This is a genomic window from uncultured Parabacteroides sp. (assembly GCF_947855115.1).
Taxonomy (GTDB): Bacteria; Bacteroidota; Bacteroidia; order Bacteroidales; family Tannerellaceae; genus Parabacteroides.
On sequence record NZ_CANTZW010000029.1, the window covers coordinates 1 to 20661 of the forward strand.

The following is a 20661-nucleotide window of genomic DNA, read 5'->3' on the forward strand; positions in this document are numbered from 1 at the left end:
TAGTATCACAAGTACTAAGGTTCTTATTGATTCTGCATTTATCTATAAGACAACTACTTGCGATAGAAAGATAGTCAATGATTAAATATTAAACGCTCATTTTTTGTATTACATGTTCATTAGAAATTGTTTTATATAATTTAACCGGATTTATTATCATGGAACAAAGAAAAGTAAAAAGCAGTGTTAAGCGTTGTTTGCTTTTAGCTGCATTGCCATTCACTTTTGCCGGAACGGTTTTAGATGTGTATGCTGTTGAAAACGGGCCGACTTTGATGAATGTTCAGCAAAGTAAAGTGACTATAAAAGGAACAATCACCAATCCTGAAGGCGAACCTTTGATTGGTGTTAGTGTTGTTGAGAAAGGGACAAGCAATGGTATCGTGACGGATATTGATGGTAACTATCAGTTAAATGTTCAGAAGAACAGTATTCTTGAATTCTCTTACATAGGCTTTAAAACACAAGAAATCACAGTTGGATCACAAAGTACGATTAATATCGTAATGCACGAAGAAAACCAAATACTGGATGAAGTAGTAGTTGTAGGTTACGGTTCAATGAAGCGTTCCGATGTAGCGACAGCTATTACTTCTGTAAAGCCTGAAGAAATGAATTTGGCCGGTGCAAACAGCCGAGATGTACGCCAATTATTGGACGGTAAAGTGGCCGGTTTATCTATCACTCGAACAAACGGAAGTAACCCGAATAACGGTGTAGCTGTGCAAATGCGTGGTGTAGTATCTGTAAACGGTGATAAGGCTCCGTTGGTGGTTATAGATGGTATCCCGGGGGGAAACTTGGACTTATTGAGAAGTGAAGATATCGAAAGTATCGATGTCTTGAAAGATGGTTCTGCTGCGGCTATTTATGGTTCTCGTGCGAATGCCGGTGTCATTTTGATCACGACAAAACGCGGTGCAAAAGGAAAGACATCTGTCGACTATTCTACTTACTTGACTCATTATTGGGGAGTAGAACGTCCGGACTTCATGACGGCTTCCGACTGGCGCAATACGATGACGAAGTTTGGTAATCCTTCTTATATGCAGGATCGAGGCAGCGATACGGATTGGTTCGATACGTTGTTGAAGAAAGGAAATGTCTCTCATAGCCATAACTTATCCATTTCGGGAGGAAACGATGCTACGCTCTATCGTGCATCTTTGTATTACAGCGACTTGGAAGGAATCGGAAAATCTACCGATCGTGAACAGTACGGAGGTAGAATGTCGTTGGAAACAAAGGCTCTGAACAACATGTTGACCTTCCAGACGAATTTAAGTTTGAACTACGGCAATATGAATTTGTTAGGTGGCGATGGCGAATGGGAATCGGCTTTGCGTTCGAATCCGACGAATCCGATTTACAACGAAGACGGAACTTATTACGAAGATTACGCTAAGGACGAAAATAAAGTCGCGCGTTTGGATCAACAGCAGTATGACAGGCAACAAACAACCAGCTCATTCGACGGGAAAATGATTTTCGAGCCGATCAAGGATTTGAAAGGATCGTTGTTCGTAAGTTACACACGTGATGATCAGAAAGAACGCCGTTTCTATGATGTGGATTCCCGTATTTCCTACAATAGTTATAATAACGGTGGTTACGCATGGAAGAAGTCTTACATGAAGACGACACGTACTTTCGAGCCGACCATCGAATATACGAAGACATTCTTGGATAACCACAAGATCAATGCGATCGCGGGTTACAGTTATCAATATCAGGTATATGAACAGTTCGAAGCCAACAACAACGGTTTCCTGAATAATTCCGTTGAAGATAACAACTTGGGTTCCGGTAGCGGCTTAAATGGTGACGCCGCTATCAAAGCAGGTATGGGCAGTGAGAAGAAAGATGAAACATTGATCGCTTTCTTCGGCCGTGTCAATTACGTCTTCAAAGATCGCTACGTAGCCCAGTTCTCTATTCGTCGCGAAGGTTCATCCAAGTTCGGTCCGAATAACAAATGGGGTAATTTCCCGTCAGCGTCCGTGGCATGGAACGTTTCGAACGAAGAATTCATGAAACAGCAGGATGTCTTGTCTAACTTGAAGTTGCGTGTCGGTTATGGTGTAACGGGTAACTCCGGTATCGATCCTTATCAGTCAATGGTTACATTAAGCGGTGGTAATGCTTATCTGAATCCGGACGGACAGTGGCTGCAAACATGGGGACCGAGTCGTAACCCGAACGACAATCTGAAATGGGAAAAGAAGAAAGAATGGAACTTCGGTGTGGATTTCGGTGTATTGAAGAACCGAATCACCGGTGCTATCGATGTGTACAAGCGTCGTGCTGACGATTTGCTGATGACAAGTGTAAAAGTTCCGACTCCGGCAAACATAAATTCAACAAGTACGTTAAATATCGGTAGTATTTCAAGTTCCGGTTTGGAATTGACCTTGAATGCTGTGCCTATTGTGAAGAAGAATTTCCAATGGAGAAGTACGGTTACTATGTCGAAAGTATTCCACAACCGTTTGGAAGACTTCTCTTATAGCAGTGCAGACTATTTGGAATTCGGTGGTATCGGTGGATATGGAGCGTTAGGAAATGCCGTTCGTCTGTATAAAGGCAGTGAGATCGGTGATTTCTACGGAAAACGCTTTGCCGGATTCGATGAGAACGGCGAATGGCTGTTCTACAACAAGGAAGGTGATAAGGTTCCGGCAGACCAGATCTATGATGACGACAAAACAGTGATCGGTAACGGTCAGCCGAAATGGTATTTATCATGGACGAACAGTTTTGAATATAAAAACTTCGATTTATCATTCATGTTCAAAGGTCGTTTCGGATATGATATATTGAACCGTCTGAATATGTTCTATAATAACTTAACGACTTTACAAGCGGGTTATAACGTACTGAATTCGGCTATTGACGATAACGTAAGTGCGACTTACCAATACTCGGATTACTATTTGGAAAAAGGTAATTATATCCGCTTGGACAATATTACATTAGGTTATAACTTCAAGAATAAAAACGATAAGTGGCCTTCATTCCGTGTGTATGTATCAGCAACCGACTTGTTTACAATCACCGGTTATAAAGGTTTGAATCCGGAAATGGATGATACTGGTATGAATCCAAGTATGGAAGAATGCGGACGTACGCCGGTTACAAGAAGTGTCAGTGTAGGTTTGAATGTTAAATTTTAAGTAAGACAAAACAATGAAAAATATACATAAAGTGTTAGTTGCCGCATCAGGTCTTTTTGCCTTGAGCGCTTGTACAGACTTAACCGAACATATTTATAGCGACAATACGACAAGCAACTTTTATAATACTGAGAAAGAGGTAATCTCGGCCGTATTGCGCCCTTATACGCATAGCTGCGCCGTATTTGCTTGCCAGTCTCGACAGAACTACTGGCAAATGAATGAACTTGCTGCCGATCAATTGGCTTGGCCGGTGAAAGGTCCGCATGGATACGATGATGGTAAATGGATTCAATATCATTATCATACATGGACAAATATGCACGCTGCCATTGAGGATAGCTGGAATTTGTTCTTCATGGGATTAGGATTTTGCAACGATGCGATTACGAACTTGGAACAACGTGATGCCGCAAGTATGAGCATCACAGAAGAAGCACGCTTGGCTTACTTGGCAGAATTGAAGGCTAATCGTGCTTACTATTATTTAGGTATGTTGGATTTGTGGGGAAATGTGCCGATCGTAACTAAGGTCGGCGAACCGGAAATGCCTGAAACAAACAGCCGTCAGGAAGTATTCGACTTCGTGGAGTCTGAGATTTTGGAAGTACTGGACGACCTGCCTTTATTGTCGCAAGAACAGCAGAATTGCGGTCGATTGACACGTGCTGCCGGTTATGCCATGTTGGCTACTCTTTATTTGAATGCCGAAGCCTGGACCGGAACGGCTCGCTGGGATGATTGTATTACATACTGCGATAAATTGATTAAAGGCGAAGGTGGTGGACAAAACGGTACGATGGAATTGGATAAAGATATCCTGACATCTTTCAGCCGCACGAACTCGACGGATTCTAAAGAGAATATCTTAGTATTGGCTTATGATTATCTGGCATCAGGAACGTATTGTAACTGGGCTTCCGATTTCTTCCATTTCAACCAGAAGTACATTTACGGTGGAACAGCAAACGGAAATGATGGTATCGTTGTTATTCCTTCCGCTTACGATGCTTTTGCGGATAATGACTTGCGTAAGAGCGAATGGATGCTGATCGGTCCGCAATATGATTATGAAACAGGCGAACCGGTTGTCGGAACATCCGAATACAGCGGGCAGCCGTTGGTGTTTGTAAAAGAGATCAAGCGTTTCAGTGAAGGAAATACAGAAGAGTCTACGATGTACACAGGAGAAGAGAACAGTGGCGCTCGCTTCAATAAATACAGAACCGGTGCGAATGGCGATCCTAATTACTGGGGAAATGACTGGGTATTGTATCGCCTGACCGAAATGTATTTCAATAAAGCTGAATGCCTGATGCGCAAGAACGGCGGTAAAGCTACACAAGAAGCTGTCGATTTGATCAATACTTGCCGTCAACGTGCTTTCTCCGCCGAAGATTGGGAAGCTGCTAAATATACGGTCGCTACATTGACTATGGACGAATTATTGGCTGAACGCGGACGTGAATTCATCTTCGAAGGTAAACGTCGTACAGACTTGATTCGCTTCGGTAAATTCACGACCGGCGAGTGGTGGGATCATAAAGCTACCAACGATGATCATTTGAAGATCTATCCGATTCCGTATCAGCAGACAACTTTGAACCCGAATTTGAAACAAAATGAAGGCTATGATCAATAAATAATGTCTTTCTCTGAAAGTGCCGAATAAATAATTTGATTGGCGGCTCTTTGTCCTGTCGGAAAAGGCCGGAATATCAATAGAAAGGGGGTGTATCGTAATAAAGTTTTACGGTACAACCTCTCTTTTTGTATTGATTGAGAGATTAAAGTTTTGCTTCTACGAACTTTGAACTCACGGCCGGTTGTTACGATGCGGCAACTTTCGAACTCCAGATTTTTGCCTGCCATTGTAGATAAGAGTGTAAGCGAATTTTAAATGAATTTAGATGAGATTACCCCTATTTTTATGGGGAGAAAGACTTGTTTAGTTATTTTTTTTCTATATTTGGGCTAATTTTATTAAGGATGTCAACTTAATGTAGAGAAAAGATTATTTTTTTAAACTTGAATCGGACTATTATAAAAACAGTTTTTTATGAGCGACATTATTGAAATGTTAACCGAGCGAATCAGGGCTAGGGGACAAGTGTTTTTAATTTGCATGGTATGTTTATCTTTGATTAACATACAAAGTATGAGAGCCGATACCGGCTTGCGTGAAGTAGATCAACAAAGCCGGAAGACAACCGGAGTTGTTTTGTTTGAAGAGGATCAATCTCCGGTAGTGGGGGCGACTATCTTGGTAAAGGGAACTAACATCGGGACTATTACGGATGTAGACGGACGGTTTGTCCTGACGGATATCCCGGCTTCCGCTCAAGTTTTACAAATTTCCTATATCGGTACGAAGACTGAGGAGGTGGCGATTAAGCCGATAATCAAAGTGCTGCTTAAATCGGATGCGTTGGAGATCGATGAGGTTATGGTCGTGGCTTACGGAACGTCTAAAAAGAGTACGTTTACGGGATCTGCCAGCTCTATCAAACAAGAGAAATTGGAAATACGTCCGGTGACGGGTATAACGAGCGCTTTGACTGGAGCCACTGCCGGTGTACAGGTGCTTTCTGCGAACGGACAGCCGGGTTCCGAGCCCGACATCCGTATTCGGGGTATCGGTTCTTACAGTTCTAGTAACTCTCCTCTTATCATATTGGATGGCATGCCGTACGACAATGCGATCAGTAGTATCAACCCGACGGATATAGAGAGTCTTACGGTTTTGAAGGATGCGGCTTCTTCCGCTTTGTACGGATCGCGTGCGGCCAATGGCGTGATCATGATTACTACCAAGAAAGGACAGAAAGATAAGATGACCGTGAACGTGAAATTCAATCAAGGTATTACGGCCCGCCAGAGTGGAGACTATAGGAAGGTGGGGTTGAACGATTATCTTACTTTGTACTGGGAAAATCTCCGGAATCAATATATGAGAGATGGTAAGGCGATGGCCGACGCTGGTGAGCTGGCGGCCCGTAATCTGTTTGATAACTTGACTTACAATCCTTTTAATGTGCCGAGAGATCAGGTGATGGACGCGAACGGGCAGGTGAACCCGAACGCGCAGATGCTTTGGGAAGATGATACGGATTGGGAGGATGCCGTGGAACGTCTGGGTAGCCGTACGGATGCTTCCGTAGCGATTAGCGGAGGATCTGATAAAACGGATTATTACGCGTCTTTGGGTTATACGAATGAGAACGGTTATATTATCGGCTCGAACTACAAACGATATACCGCCAGGGCGAACGTGAATTCCCAGATCACGAAATGGCTGAAGGTTGGTACCAATATCTCTGCGAATATGAGCTCTTCGAAAGGAAACCAAAATGAGAGTAGCGGTAATAACTCGAACCCGTTCCGGTTCACTCGTTTCGTAGGGCCGATTTATCCGATCCACTTGCACGATCCGAATACCGGAGAGTATATCCGCGATGAGAATGGGAACTTAATGTATGATTTTGGTACGGGATACAACATCAATGGTGTGGAGATTCCTATCCGCGAGTTCGTATCCGGTAATAATCCGGCAAAAGAATTGCAAGATCGGCAGGATGAGAACAAGCGTAACACGATTAACGCGAAAGTCTTCGCGGAGATCTCTTTCTTGAAAGATTTCAAGTTTACGTTTAATGGGGGAGTCGGCGCGAACTCTTATCTGGCATCATCTGCGAGCGTGGTTTACGAGGAAAAGGGAAATACGGGTACGGCCACGAAATCGAACTCCTTCACGACTACTTGGACTTTTAATGAGTTGCTGACCTACAATAAAGACATCGGCAAACATCATGTAGACGTGTTGGTGGGACACGAGAGTTACGATTATGAGTATAATTATCTGAAAGCCTCTATGAAAGACCAGAAGTTTGCGGGGAATTATGAGCTGGCGAACTACTCGAATATCAATACGACCCCTACCTCTTATACGAGTAAATACACGACAGAGGGTTATCTCTCTCGTTTGAATTATGATTTTGATAATAAATACTTTTTCTCCGCGTCGTTCCGGCGGGATGGTTCGTCTCGTTTTTATAAAGATTCTCGCTGGGGTAATTTCTGGTCGGTAGGTGGAGGTTGGCGTATCGACCGGGAGAAATTCATGAGGGGCTTGCAATTCGTGGATTTATTGAAGTTGAGGGCTTCTTATGGTGAGGTAGGTAACGATGATATCGGTGGCTATTATCCTTGGAGAGCTACTTACGAGCCTGCGCAGAACGCTACGGAGGCGGGTTATATCCAAGCCTCTTTAGGTAACAAAAATTTGAAATGGGAGGTTTCGCATAACTTGGATGTGGCTTTGGAGATGAGTTTATTCAATCGTTATACGGCAACTGTCGAGTTTTTCAATCGCCAGTCGAGTAATTTGCTGTTTTCCGTGCCGTTATCTCCTTCTACCGGTATGAGCAGCCAGGATTTGAATGCCGGAACGATGTATAACCGCGGTGTGGAAGTCGAGTTGGGGGCACGGATCATTGAGAAGAAAGATTTCTCGTGGGGTGTCAACTTCAACGGCACGCATATCAAGAACCGTATCACGGAACTTCCGGTCGATCCGTTTGTCAGCGGGGTTCACAAGGTAGAAGAGGGGCATTCTCGTTATGAGTTCTGGTTGCGCCAGTGGGCTGGTGTGGATCCGGAGACCGGTAGTAGCTTGTATGTTCCTACCGAGGAGGCTTTGAAAGAATCCGAGTCGTTGGTTACGGTAGATGGCAAGACTTATACGACCTCTCGTAACGAGGCTGAGTTCGCCTATGCGGGAGAATCTATGCCGAAGCTGACGGGAGGTTTGTCTACGGATTTGATGTATAAAGGAATCAGCCTCTCTCTGACATTTTATTATCAATTGGGAGGTACGATGTACGACGCTACCTACTCTGACTTGATGTCTGCGGGTACGGGATCGTTGTCTTATTCAAACTTGCACGTGGATATGCTGAACCGGTGGCAGAAACCGGGCGATATCACTAACGTGCCGCGTATCTCTAACGGTAGCGACGCTACAGACCTGGAGGCCGCTACCTCTACTCGTTGGCTGATAAGCTCGAATATGCTGGAACTGTCGAATATTAATTTGGGGTATACGTTCCCTGAGCATATGATCCGGACGCTGGGCGTGAAAGGCCTGAAACTATATGCTTCTGCCGAGAATGTATTCCAGATCACGAAACGGAAAGGTAATTATCCGAAAAAGAATACTTTCTCCGGTTATACAGGCAATGGTGATACTTATTTGCCGGCGCGCGTATTTACCATGGGACTGAATATTACATTCTAATCTTAAAACAAGTATATTATGAAGAAAAATAAAATAATGGCATTGTTCGTAGGATTATCATTGGTATGCGCTTCCTGCGGCGATGATTTCATGGAGACAAAATCTACCCAGAATGTCGATCAAGAGCAAATGTTCGAGACGACCGAGGGAGGGATGATGGCCGTCAACGGCTTGCATAAGTTGATGTATACTCCGTCTTTGTCTAGTACCTATGCGGAGGGTGGATTCCAGACCTTTATGATCTGGCTGGACATGATGGGGGAGGACTTGGTATATACGGTGGCGAACGCGCAGTTCCAGTCGCAAGCGAAATGGACGCTACATCGTACGCCGACTTCCGGGCATTTGGATTATCAATATAACTTGTTCTACATCTTTATCTCGAACGCGAACATGATTATCTCCAATATAGATGGAGCGGAGGGTACGCAGGAAGAGAGAGATTATATCAAGGGACAGGCCTTGGCTTATCGGGCATTCGCGTATTATTATCTGGTACAATGCTGGGGATATCGCTATGAGCCGGACGGAAGCAATGATAAACCCGGCGTGATCCTTCGATTGGAGAATACGACGGATAATTTACCCCGCTCTACCGTAGCCCAGGTATACGAGCAAATCAATGCGGATTTGGATCAATCCATCTCTTTATTGGGTGGCGTTTCTATTCAAAAGGAGAATAAGTCGCATATAGACGTGCATGTCGCTCGGGGATTGAAGGCACGGGTCTTGCTGACGCAAGGGAAATGGCTGGAGGCCGCGGAGATGGCTAAGTTGGTCGTAGAACAGTCTGGCGCGAAATTACAAGATGATACGTATGTAACGACCGTGAATCGCATGAGCGACCAGAGTAACACAGAATGGTTATGGGGCAAGAAAGGGCAAGAAGATCAAGCGGGTACGCTGAAAGACTTCCACAGTTTCATGTCCAATAAGAACGCTAGCTATAATAAGAATACGCCTCGGGCTATCTATAATTTGCTCTACAACAAGATCTCTGATACAGATATCCGTAAGACGTTGTGGTTCCCCCGGGCACAGGATCCGGAGTCTGAGCCTAGACCTATTATACCTACCGGCGGGCGTATCCGTAATTATATGGCCAATAAGTTCCTTTTGGCAGACGAGAATATGAAATGCGGCGACGTTCCTTGGATGCGTTTGCCGGAAATGATGCTGATCGAGGCAGAGGGATATGCACGTGCCGGACGTTATCAGGAGGCGGCCAATGCCTTGTATCCGTTGGCTAGTCATCGCGACCCGCAATATCAGTTGTCTACGAAGACGGGAGACGACCTGATCGAGGAGGTCATGTTCCAGAGACGTATCGAGCTGTGGGGAGAAGGTTTCCGCTTCTTGGATTTGAAACGTTTGCATTTGCCGCTAGACAGAGGACCGAAAACCCGGGAAGAGTTGGGCTATAGCAACGATCCGTGGAATAGCAACACCAAGATGCCTACCAATGTAGACCCGGAAGCTTCTAATTATAATATGTACGACGGGCACCCCATGGGCGAGGAGAATCGTTACCGCGACGCAGACTCTAAGGAGTGGCAATGGTTATTCCCGCAAGATGAGATCGAGGTGAACCCTTTGTGCGAACAAAATCCTTTATAATATAAGACATGAGATTGAGATTTATTTTCCTAGGACTATTTTTAGCAATAACCGCGGCTGTCTCCGCGCAACCGAGAGCTGCCGCCTACGCATATGATTTAGCTTATTTCCTGCCAAAAGGAAGCTATATGTATAATCCCGATATCCCGACACCTGAGAAGGTGCTCGGGTTCCAACTGGGAGAACAACATGCCGATTGGGGACAGGTGGTTGAATATATGAAAACCTTGGCCGCCGTGTCGGATCGTGTTACGGTGCGAGAGACCGGGCGTACGTATCAACATCGTCCTTTTATCGAGGTGACGATCACTTCCTCCGAGAACCAGGCGAGGATAGACCAGATCAAGGAGGAGCACTTGGCTTTGACAGATGCGGCTCGTTCCGCTTCCTTGGATGTAGGCAAGATGCCGGTTGTCGTAAGCTTGGTATATTCTATCCACGGGAATGAGCCGTCGGGCGTGAACTCTTCTTTGGCGGTCGCTTATTTCTTGGCGGCGGCAAAAGGAGGCGATATCGACGATTTGCTGGATAATACGGTGGTATTGCTTACCCCCGGAGCCAATCCGGATGGTATCAACCGTTTTGCCTCTTGGGTGAACACCTCTCGGAGCCAGACAGATGTAAGCGATTTGAATTCGCGGGAGTTCTTGGAGCCTTGGCCTTCCAGCCGCACGAATCATTATTGGGCGGATTGCAACCGGGATTGGTTGATGCTACAGCATCCGGAAGGAAGGAATGGCGTAGATAATTATATGGGTTGGTTGCCTAATGTCTTGGCCGATTTGCATGAGCAAGGTTCGGCACGTCCTTATTATTTCAGTCCGGGACATCCGAAACGAATCCATGATTTGGTGACGGACGAGAATCAGGCGTTTGCCTCCAAGGTCTCGGCGGTGGTAGCGGAAGAGCTGGATAAGATCGGTACGCTTTACTATTCGAAAGAGGGATATGATGATTATTACATGGGTAAAGGTGCCGCTTACGGTGATATTCACGGTTCTATTTGCCTGTTGTATGAGCAAGGTACTTCCCGGGGGCATCTGAGAGAGACCAGGAATGGAATCCGGTCTTTCGCCTGGACGATCCGTAACCAGGCATATGGATCTTACGGGACGATTTTCTCCGCTTACCGGATGCGTCAGGATCTATTGGGCTATCAACGAGACTTTTTCAAGAATGTTAAGGATGAGGTAGCGAAACAGCCCGTGAAAGGGTATGTCTTCGATGCGAGAGGTTCCCGGGCGGTCGCCTATCATTTTTTGGAGAATATGAGACATCATCAGATTGATGTGTACCGCTTGGCTAAAGATGTTACTTTGGCGGGTGAGGCTTTTAAGTCTGAAGACGCTTATGTTATCCCCGTAGACCAGAAGTTTAATGCGATGATCCGGACCGTGATGGAGAATGTACACGAGTACACGGATAGCGTCTTTTATGATATTTCCACATGGACATTCCCTCATGCGTTCAATCTGCGTTATGCGCCTGTTAAGAGTACGGCCGGTTTGGTAGGCGAGTTGGTCTCTACGAATGAGTTTACTCCAGGTAAGGTTATCGGGGGGAAGAGCGACTACGGGTATGTCTTCTCCAGCGTTGAGTTTTATGCGCCGAAAGTGATGTACGAGTTGATGCGTAAGGGGATTTACATACACGCCAGTAACCGTCCGTTCCATTTCCGTTCGGGAGATATTGATAAAGAGATGGGATACGGAACGATCCTTGTCTCGGCACAGAACCAGTCCGTATCATCGGATGAGTTGTATACGCTGATCTCCCGGTTGGCCGAGGAATCTGGCGTGGAGGTTTATGCGGCGAAAACGGGGCTGATGGAAGACGTGGATCTCGGAAGTCCTGTCTTCCAGACGTTGCGGTTGCCGGAGGTTGCCATTTTGGTCGGGCGTACGATGGGTATACCGGATTCGGGTGAGGCTTGGTTCTTGTTGGATCGGCGGTTCCAGATGCGTCCTACCTTGATCGAGGCTACAGCCACGTTGACCCCCGAGAAACTTCAGCGTTACAATGTGATCATATTGGCGAACGGAGTCCCGAACCTCACGAAACGTTCAGAGGATGCTTTGCGGGCTTGGGTAGCTGCCGGTGGAACGTTGATCGCATCTGGCAAGGCTTATACTTGGGTGAATAAATCGGGTATCTTCCCGATAGAGGTGAAGGATGCCTCCTTTAAAGAGGATTCTTCCGCTTACAGGGCTTTCGCCGAGAAAAAAGAGGCAGATGCGGGCAATGATATGGATGGCGTTATCTTGAACTGCCACTTGGATATCACGCATCCGTTGGCATGGGGGCTTGATCAGTCGGAGATCGCCGTGATGAAGAAGAATAATATTATCTTCAAGAAGAACGACAATCCCTATGTCTCTCCTTTATATTATACGGACAAGCCTCGTCTATCTGGTTTCTTGTCCGCTAAGAACGAGGATTTGTTGAAGAACTCGCCTGCGGTGTTCGCCAAGAAATATAAGAGTGGCTCTGTCGTTGTCTTCGCGGACGACATGAACTTCCGTTCTTATTATTTTGGAACCAGTAAGTTGTTCATGAACGCGATCTTCTTCGGAAAGTGTTTCTGATAAACCGGGCAATATATCCAGGGAAAGAGAAGAGCCGGCCATTCCGTACGCGGGGGCCGGCCCGCTATAAATTGTAATGAAAAGCAAGCGAAAGGCTTGCTTTTTTTAGTTTATAGGCCGAACTATATATAAATTAGCGTATATTTGCGGTACACAAGATCTCCCGTAGCGGCAGCTATGGGCGTTTTTGCTTTTGAGCGACATTATTAACAGTGTAATTTGTTAATTTTAAACTAATTACAGCAAATTGTATAGATATGGAAAATTTAAATTGGTCTGAGCTGGGATTTGGTTATATCAAGACAGACTACAATGTAAGATGCTACTATCGTGACGGTAAGTGGGGTGAGTTGGAAGTTTCCTCATCCGAGATTATCAATATCCACATGGCCTCTACTTGCTTGCATTACGGACAAGAGTCTTTCGAGGGCTTGAAGGCCTTCTGCGGAAAAGACGGTAAGGTTCGTGTATTCCGTATGGACGAGAACGCTAAGCGTATGCAATCTTCCAGCCGGGGCATCAAGATGGCCGAGTTGCCGGTGGAGATGTTCGAGGAAGCTGTTCGTAAAGTCGTGAAATTGAACGAGCGTTTCGTTCCTCCTTATGAGAGTGGCGCCGCCTTATATATCCGTCCGTTGATGATCGGCTTGGGTGCTCAGGTAGGAGTGAAGCCGGCTCCCGAGTATATGTTTATGGTATTTGTCACTCCGGTAGGCCCGTATTTCAAGGGCGGGTTCCAGCCCTCGAAGGTTTGTATACTTCGCGAGTACGACCGTGCGGCTCCTAACGGCACAGGCACGATCAAGGTTGGTGGCAACTATGCGGCCAGTCTGGTGGCTGGCGAGATCGCCCATTCCAAGGGATACGCCGCCGTATTGTATCTGGATCCGAAAGAGAAGAAATACCTGGACGAGTGCGGTCCGGCGAACTTCTTCGGTATCCGCGGCAATAGCTATATCACCCCGCAATCCCACTCGATCTTGCCTTCTATCACGAACAAGAGCTTGCAGCAATTGGCCGAGGATATGGGATTGACGGTAGAACGCCGCCCGGTTCCGTTCGAGGAGATCGCCACGTTTGATGAGGCTGCCGAGTGCGGTACCGCCGCCGTTATCGCCCCGATCTCGCAGATCGATGATTTAGACGAGAACAAGTCTTTCGTTATCGCGAAAGACGGCAAGCCAGGCCCTATCTGCGAGAAACTGTATCATAAGCTGCGTGCCATCCAATATGGTGACGAGCCGGATACTTACGGATGGATCTCGATAATTGAAAATTGAGAATTGAAAATTGAAAATTAGATAGGCGGTCTTCCGTTATAAACTGAAAACTATGAAAGAGAATGTCGTGATGAGCAAAGCTATGGCTTTTGCTATTCGGATCGTGAATTTGCGTAAGGCCTTGTTCGGAAGAAAGGAGTTTTTCTTTCTAGGCAACTGCTAAGGAGTGGGACGGCTGTTGGCGCTTTATTGAAAGAAAGCGAACATGCTCAATTCCGTGCTGATTTTGTAAGTAAAATGAGTATCGCGTTAAAGGAAACGAATGAATCGGCATACTGGCTAGAGTTGCTATACAGAACAAATTATCTCGATCGGAAAGAATTCAAGTCTATAACGGAAGACCGCGAAGAAATATTGAAATTACTGGCAAGCATTGTAAAAACAACACGAGCCTCATGATTTGTTAGTTCAAACTTTGCTTTTCAACTAAAAAATTGCAATCTCCGCATTGCAAATAAGAAAAGATGTTTATCTTTGTGCCGGTAATTTTCAATTTTCAATTTTTAATTTTCAATTACCAAGTGGAGGCATTCTTTAAGACACATAAATATCTGGTAGAGCATCTGTATTCTCCGGTACGAAGGGGATTGATGGATGAGATCAACTGGGAGGATCGGTTGATCGGTGTTAAAGGTTCGCGAGGAGTCGGGAAGACCACTTTCTTATTAGACTATGCCCGTGAGCGTTTTGGGGCCGATAATAAGGAATGCTTATACATTAATTTAAATCATTTTTATTTTACGGAACGCACGCTCGTTGATTTCGCCGCCGAGTTCCGGGCCAAAGGCGGGAAGGTGCTGTTGATAGACCAAGTGTTTAAATATTCCGATTGGTCGAGAGAGTTGCGGTACTGCTATGATAATTTCGAGGACTTGAAGATCGTCTTCTCCGGATCGTCGGTGATGCGTCTGAAAGAAGAGAATCCGGACTTGTCCGGCAAGGTGGTATCGTATAATCTCAGGGGGTTCTCGTTCCGTGAGTTCTTGAACTTGATGTCGGGGAACCAGTTTCCCGCCTACACGTTCGAAGAGGTATTAGAGAATCATCAGGAAATCGCCAAACGAATCTGCTCGGTCGTAAGGCCCATGGCTTATTTCCAGGATTATCTCCATCATGGTTTCTATCCGTTCTTCCTGGAGAAGCGTAACTTCTCCGAGAATCTGCTGAAGACCATGAACATGATGCTAGAGGTAGATGTGTTATACATAAAGCAAATCGAGCAAAGCTACCTGCCAAAGCTACGCAAACTACTCTATTTGTTGGCTACGAGCGCCCCTTGTACCCCCAACGTGAGTCAGTTGAGCAAGGATATCGAGACATCCCGGGCCACGGTGATGAACTATATCAAGTATTTGACAGATGCCCGTTTGATGAGCATGCTATATCCGGTGGGCGAATCCTTCCCGAAGAAACCCTCTAAGGTATATATGTACAACTCGAACCTGATGTACCCCATCCGTCCGATGGAGGTAAATACGCAAGCGGTGCGCGAATCGTTCTTTTATAACCAACTGTTGAAAGACAATAAGCTGAATGAAGGAATCAAGAACGCCCACTTTCTGGTGAATACGATGTATAATTTCCGGATCGAGGAAAATATGAAAGTGAGGAACAATCCGGATATGTATTACGCTGTCGATAAGACCGAGATCGGGGAGGGGAACATGGTCCCGCTCTGGTTGTTCGGTTTTCTATATTGAGTGAAGATTTTTTTAATACTAATAGTTTTATAGGTCTATGACAAAACAGAAGAAATTTTTAACCTGTGATGGTAATCAGGCCGCTGCTCATATCTCGTATATGTTCAGTGAGGTAGCCGCTATTTACCCCATCACTCCGTCGTCTACAATGGCAGAATATGTAGATGAGTGGGCTGCAGCCGGACGTAAGAATATTTTCGGCGAGACTGTAATGGTACAGGAAATGCAATCAGAGGGTGGTGCCGCAGGTGCTGTTCACGGTTCATTGCAAGCTGGTGCCTTGACAACAACCTACACTGCTTCTCAAGGTTTGTTGCTTATGATCCCCAACATGTACAAGATCGCCGGAGAATTGCTTCCTTGCGTTTTCCACGTATCCGCTCGTACATTGGCTTCTCACGCGTTGTGTATCTTCGGTGACCATCAAGACGTGATGTCTGCCCGTCAGACAGGCTTCGCTATGTTGGCCGAGGGTTCCGTACAGGAGGTTATGGATTTGGCCGGTGTAGCTCACCTGTCTACGATCAAGTCTCGTGTACCGTTCGTGAACTTCTTCGATGGTTTCCGTACTTCTCACGAGATCCAGAAGATCGAGGCTTTGGAGAATGAGGACTTGGCTCCGCTTATCGACCAGAAAGCTTTGGCAGAGTTCCGTGCCCGTGCCTTGAACCCGGAGAGACCGGTCGCTCGCGGTATGGCCGAGAACCCGGATCATTTCTTCCAGCACAGAGAATCTTCCAACACCTACTACGAGGCTGTTCCCGCTATCGTAGAAGAATATATGAACGAGATTTCCAAGATCACGGGCCGTAAGTACGGTTTGTTCGATTATTACGGAGCTGAGGACGCTGAGCGTGTGATCATCGCCATGGGTTCTGTTACGGAAGCCGCTCGCGAGGCTATCGACCACTTGATCGCTAAGGGCGAGAAGGTAGGTTTGGTATCCGTTCACTTGTATCGTCCGTTCTCCGCTAAGCATTTCTTGGCTGCCGTGCCTAAGACCGCTAAGCGTATCGCCGTATTGGATCGTACGAAAGAGCCGGGTGCTAACGGTGAGCCGTTGTATCTGGACGTAAAAGACTGCTTCTATGGTCAGGAGGATGCTCCGGTGATCGTAGGTGGCCGTTATGGTCTGGGTTCTAAGGATACGACTCCGGCTCAGATCCTGTCCGTATTCGAGAACTTGGCGTTGCCGATGCCGAAGAACCAGTTCACGATCGGTATCGTGGATGACGTTACTTTCACTTCTCTGCCTCAGAAGGAAGAGATCGCCTTGGGCGGTGAGGGTATGTTCGAGGCTAAGTTCTACGGTTTGGGTGCCGACGGTACGGTAGGCGCTAACAAGAACTCGGTGAAGATTATCGGTGATAACACGGATAAATACTGCCAGGCTTATTTCTCTTACGACTCTAAGAAATCCGGTGGTTTCACTTGTTCTCACTTGCGTTTCGGCGATCATCCGATCCGTTCTACTTATTTGGTGAATACCCCGAACTTCGTGGCTTGCCACGTTCAGGCTTATTTGCGCATGTACGACGTGACTCGCGGTTTGCGTGAGAACGGTACTTTCTTGTTGAATACCGTTTGGGGCGCCGAGGAGTTGGCTAAGCACCTTCCTAACCGTGTGAAACGTTATTTCGCCCAGAAGAATATCACTGTATATTATATCAACGCTACACAGATCGCTTTGGAGATCGGTTTGGGTAACCGTACCAATACGATCCTTCAGTCTGCTTTCTTCCGTATCACGGGCGTTATCCCTGTAGACTTGGCTATCGAGCAGATGAAGAAATTCATCGTTAAGTCTTATGGCAAGAAGGGCGAGGACGTAGTGAACAAGAACTATGCGGCTGTAGACCGTGGTGGCGAGTACAACCAATTGACGGTTGATCCCGCTTGGGCTAATCTTCCGGATGATGAGGCTGTCGTAAACAACGATCCTGCTTTCATCAACGAGGTAGTTCGTCCGATCAACGCTCAGGATGGCGACTTATTGAAGGTTTCCGCATTCAAGGGCATCGAGGATGGTACTTGGGCGCAAGGAACCGCTAAATACGAGAAACGTGGCGTGGCCGCTTTCGTTCCGGTTTGGAATGAGGCGAACTGTATCCAATGTAACCAATGTGCTTACGTTTGTCCTCACGCTTCTATCCGTCCGTTCGTATTGAACGACGAGGAGCAGAAGGGCGCTAACTTCGCTATGTTAGACGTGAAGGCTCCGGCCGCTATGAAGGGTATGAAGTTCCGTATGCAGGTAGACGTTCTCGACTGTCTGGGTTGCGGCAACTGCGCCGATGTTTGTCCGGGATTCAAGGGTAACAAGGCATTGGCTATGGTTCCGCTGGAAGGTCAGTTGGCTGAGGCTGATAACTGGAACTACTGCGTAGCTAATGTTTCTTCTAAGCAGAGCTTGATAGACATCAAGTCCAACGTGAAGAACTCACAATACGCTACTCCGTTGTTTGAGTTCTCCGGCGCTTGCTCCGGTTGTGGTGAGACTCCGTACGTGAAGTTGATCTCCCAACTGTTCGGCGACCGTGAGATGGTAGCCAACGCTACCGGATGTTCTTCTATCTACTCCGGTTCCGTTCCTTCCACTCCTTACACTACGAACGAGAAGGGGCAGGGTCCGGCTTGGGCAAACTCTTTGTTCGAGGATTTCTGCGAGTTCGGTTTAGGTATGGAGTTGGCGAACGAGAAGATGCGTGCCCGTCTGGAAGGTCTGTTGCAACAGATCACCGAGGGTGAGCATGCTCCTGCCGAGGCGAAAGAAGTAGCCGCTGCTTGGATCGCTAATAAGAACGACGCTGAGAAGACGAAGGAATTGGCTCCGCAGATAATGGCATTCGTTGAGCAAGGCATCAAGGAAGGTTGTCCGGTTTGCGCCCAGATCAAGGAATTGTCTCACTTCTTGGTGAAACGTTCTCAATGGATTATCGGTGGCGACGGTGCTTCTTACGATATCGGTTACGGTGGTCTGGATCACGTGATCGCTTCCGGCAAGAACGTGAATATCTTGGTATTGGATACCGAGGTTTACTCTAACACGGGTGGACAGTCTTCTAAGGCTACTCCGGTGGGCGCTATCGCTAAGTTCGCCGCTTCCGGTAAGAGAGTACGTAAGAAAGACCTTGGCTTGATGGCTACTACTTACGGTTACGTATATGTAGCTCAGATCGCTATGGGTGCCGACCAAGCTCAGACATTGAAGGCGATCCGCGAGGCTGAGGCTTACGACGGTCCTTCTTTGATCATCGCTTATGCGCCTTGTATCAACCACGGTTTGAAGAAGGGTATGGGCAAATCACAAGCTGAGGAGAAAGAAGCCGTAGCATGCGGTTACTGGCACTTGTGGCGTTACAACCCTGCTTTGGAGGCCGAGGGCAAGAATCCGTTCACTTTGGATAGCAAGGAGCCGGATTGGAGTAAGTTCCAAGATTTCTTGAAGGGTGAGGTTCGTTTCGCTTCCGTAGCTAAGCAATATCCGGCCGAGGCCGCAGAGTTGTTTGCCGCCGCCGAGGAGAACGCTAAATGGCGTCTGCGTAGCTACAAGCGTCTGGCTGCCGAGAATTGGGATGTAGAGGCTTAATTATAAACAAGTCTTTTATATATAGAATAAAGGCGGTGTTTCCGGCGACGGAAGGCACCGCCTTTTTTGGGGTAATGTAGGCGGTTTTCTACACGTATATCGGTGTAGGCTTATACATAAGGTAGCGTAGGCTTACGCATGAGGTAGCGTTGGCCTGCGCCACCTTATGTGTAAGCCTACGCTGCCTTATGTGTGGCCTTGTGCGACCTTATGCGTAACCGCCTGTCAGAAAACCGGGATTGAGTAGACCAAGCCTAGCGATATCCGGTGGGTATCCGGTTCTACGGCCCCCATGAGCGTGGCGGCTTTCTCAAGGATAACACCCCGGTAGGTGTATAGGGCGAACACGAAAAGGTCGAGTTTCTTGAAGGGGAAGAATTCCACGCTGCCTTGTGCGTTCCATGAGCGGCGGTACATCCCTTTCTGGAAATCGCCGTTGCTCTTGTATACCCGGGCGGTCTCGTACGCCCCTTTCACGTAAACGTTCCATTGAGGATGGATACGGTAGTCTATATCGCCGATAATCGACAGGTACTCGGTGTTCATGGCGGTATGGGGTGTGCCGGGCAGACGGCTGATGACTCCGTGCTGGTCGATTCCTTGGCGGGTGTACATGATGTCTAGGTATGTCAGCAACGGGCCTTTCTCGTAGGTATTGCCGCAGGTGAAATAATAGGAGTAGCGTTTGCGGGTCTGTTGCCCGACGGCGGTAGCGTAACGCAGTTGCAAGGTTTTGTCCAGGTAATAGCTGTTCCAGTTGACCGTATACATGAAGGGGATCTTGGCCTTGCCTGTGCCCTCGGGAAGCCCCGTAGGATAGATGTCTTCGTCGTTGCCGTTGCGATTGTTCACGATCTGGAAACAAAGCTCGTGATCCGGGTTGACCTGCCAGTTTCCTGAGATACCGGCTTGGTAGGCGGTCAGTAGATTATTGAACTCGCTGAACTCTCGTACCCGGATAGAATTGACGAAATATTCATATCCCCCGAAATTGACGAACTGTTTGCCGATCGTGAAATTGAAATTATGCCGTGCCTTTAGGTTCACGTAAGCCAGTTCCAGCGAGGAGGAGAGATTGTCGAGCGAGTAAGGATCGGAGTATTTGTTGAACGACTGCCGGTAGTGATACCCCAGCCATTTGCCTACATCCCCCTTGATCTCCAGCCGGACACGGTTTAGCTTGAAGTTCATCCCGTCCAGCTCGTTCCCCACAAACTCGGCATTGGCCGAGGTGAAAAGCTGGAAGTTCATCTCGGCGCTGTTGATCTTGATCCCTCCGTTCGACAATCGTTCCACGAGTGTAGGTTCCCCGTTATTCTCCCGAAGGGTCTCTTGGGCCGTCAGGCTGGCGTTCGTGGCTAGACAAAGCAAGAAAAGTATAAAATGTTTCTTCATACGATAGATTTAGTTGGTAACAGACT

General features: G+C 47.0%; 10 protein-coding genes. 9 read left to right on the forward strand and 1 reads right to left on the reverse strand.

Features of this window, described 5'->3' with window-relative positions:
• Positions 1-158 precede the first annotated feature (158 nt).
• The 9 genes from Q0110_RS15000 (at position 159) to nifJ (ending at position 19240) form a co-directional block, all read left to right on the forward strand.
• The gene (locus Q0110_RS15000) at positions 159-3173 is read left to right on the forward strand and encodes a TonB-dependent receptor (protein ID WP_297908139.1); all 3015 of its coding nucleotides are present in this window, start codon (positions 159-161) and stop codon (positions 3171-3173) included.
• Between the two features lie 13 nt (positions 3174-3186).
• On the forward strand, positions 3187-4815 hold the full coding sequence (locus Q0110_RS15005; protein ID WP_297908142.1) for a RagB/SusD family nutrient uptake outer membrane protein: 1629 nt from the start codon (positions 3187-3189) through the stop codon (positions 4813-4815).
• Positions 4816-5232: 417 nt separating this feature from the next.
• On the forward strand, positions 5233-8469 hold the full coding sequence (locus Q0110_RS15010; RefSeq protein ID WP_297908144.1) for a TonB-dependent receptor: 3237 nt from the start codon (positions 5233-5235) through the stop codon (positions 8467-8469).
• 18 nt (positions 8470-8487) lie between these two features.
• Positions 8488-10086 carry a RagB/SusD family nutrient uptake outer membrane protein gene (locus Q0110_RS15015; protein WP_297908146.1) on the forward strand — a complete coding sequence of 533 codons (1599 nt, stop codon included), beginning with the start codon at positions 8488-8490 and terminating at the stop codon, positions 10084-10086.
• A gap of 8 nt (positions 10087-10094) precedes the next feature.
• The gene (locus tag Q0110_RS15020; protein ID WP_297908149.1) at positions 10095-12671 is read left to right on the forward strand and encodes a M14 family metallopeptidase; all 2577 of its coding nucleotides are present in this window, start codon (positions 10095-10097) and stop codon (positions 12669-12671) included.
• 257 nt (positions 12672-12928) lie between these two features.
• A complete protein-coding gene (locus Q0110_RS15025) occupies positions 12929-13951 on the forward strand; it encodes a branched-chain amino acid aminotransferase (RefSeq protein ID WP_297908152.1) in 1023 nt (340 codons plus the stop codon).
• Between the two features lie 189 nt (positions 13952-14140).
• Complete coding sequence (locus Q0110_RS18345) at positions 14141-14350, forward strand: four helix bundle protein (protein WP_366139686.1); 210 nt, start codon at positions 14141-14143, stop codon at positions 14348-14350.
• A 122-nt stretch (positions 14351-14472) separates the two neighbouring features.
• Entirely contained in the window at positions 14473-15651 is a 1179-nt protein-coding gene (locus tag Q0110_RS15035) for an AAA family ATPase (RefSeq protein ID WP_297908155.1), read from the forward strand.
• Between the two features lie 37 nt (positions 15652-15688).
• Positions 15689-19240 carry a pyruvate:ferredoxin (flavodoxin) oxidoreductase gene (nifJ, locus tag Q0110_RS15040; RefSeq protein WP_297908156.1) on the forward strand — a complete coding sequence of 1184 codons (3552 nt, stop codon included), beginning with the start codon at positions 15689-15691 and terminating at the stop codon, positions 19238-19240.
• Positions 19241-19465: 225 nt separating this feature from the next.
• On the opposite strand, the gene Q0110_RS15045 is transcribed toward nifJ, so the two are convergent.
• On the reverse strand, positions 19466-20635 hold the full coding sequence (locus tag Q0110_RS15045) for a porin (protein WP_297908158.1): 1170 nt from the start codon (positions 20633-20635) through the stop codon (positions 19466-19468).
• Between the last annotated feature and the right edge of the window lie 26 nt (positions 20636-20661).

Coding starts and splice junctions, on each gene's coding strand:
- Q0110_RS15000 (WP_297908139.1), top strand. CDS start 159: ATGGAACAAAGAAAAGTAAAAAGCAGTGTTAAGCGTTGTTTGCTTTTA.
- Q0110_RS15020 (WP_297908149.1), top strand. CDS start 10,095: ATGAGATTGAGATTTATTTTCCTAGGACTATTTTTAGCAATAACCGCG.
- Q0110_RS15005 (WP_297908142.1), top strand. CDS start 3,187: ATGAAAAATATACATAAAGTGTTAGTTGCCGCATCAGGTCTTTTTGCC.
- nifJ (WP_297908156.1), top strand. CDS start 15,689: ATGACAAAACAGAAGAAATTTTTAACCTGTGATGGTAATCAGGCCGCT.
- Q0110_RS15015 (WP_297908146.1), top strand. CDS start 8,488: ATGAAGAAAAATAAAATAATGGCATTGTTCGTAGGATTATCATTGGTA.
- Q0110_RS15045 (WP_297908158.1), bottom strand. CDS start 20,635: ATGAAGAAACATTTTATACTTTTCTTGCTTTGTCTAGCCACGAACGCC.
- Q0110_RS15010 (WP_297908144.1), top strand. CDS start 5,233: ATGAGCGACATTATTGAAATGTTAACCGAGCGAATCAGGGCTAGGGGA.
- Q0110_RS15025 (WP_297908152.1), top strand. CDS start 12,929: ATGGAAAATTTAAATTGGTCTGAGCTGGGATTTGGTTATATCAAGACA.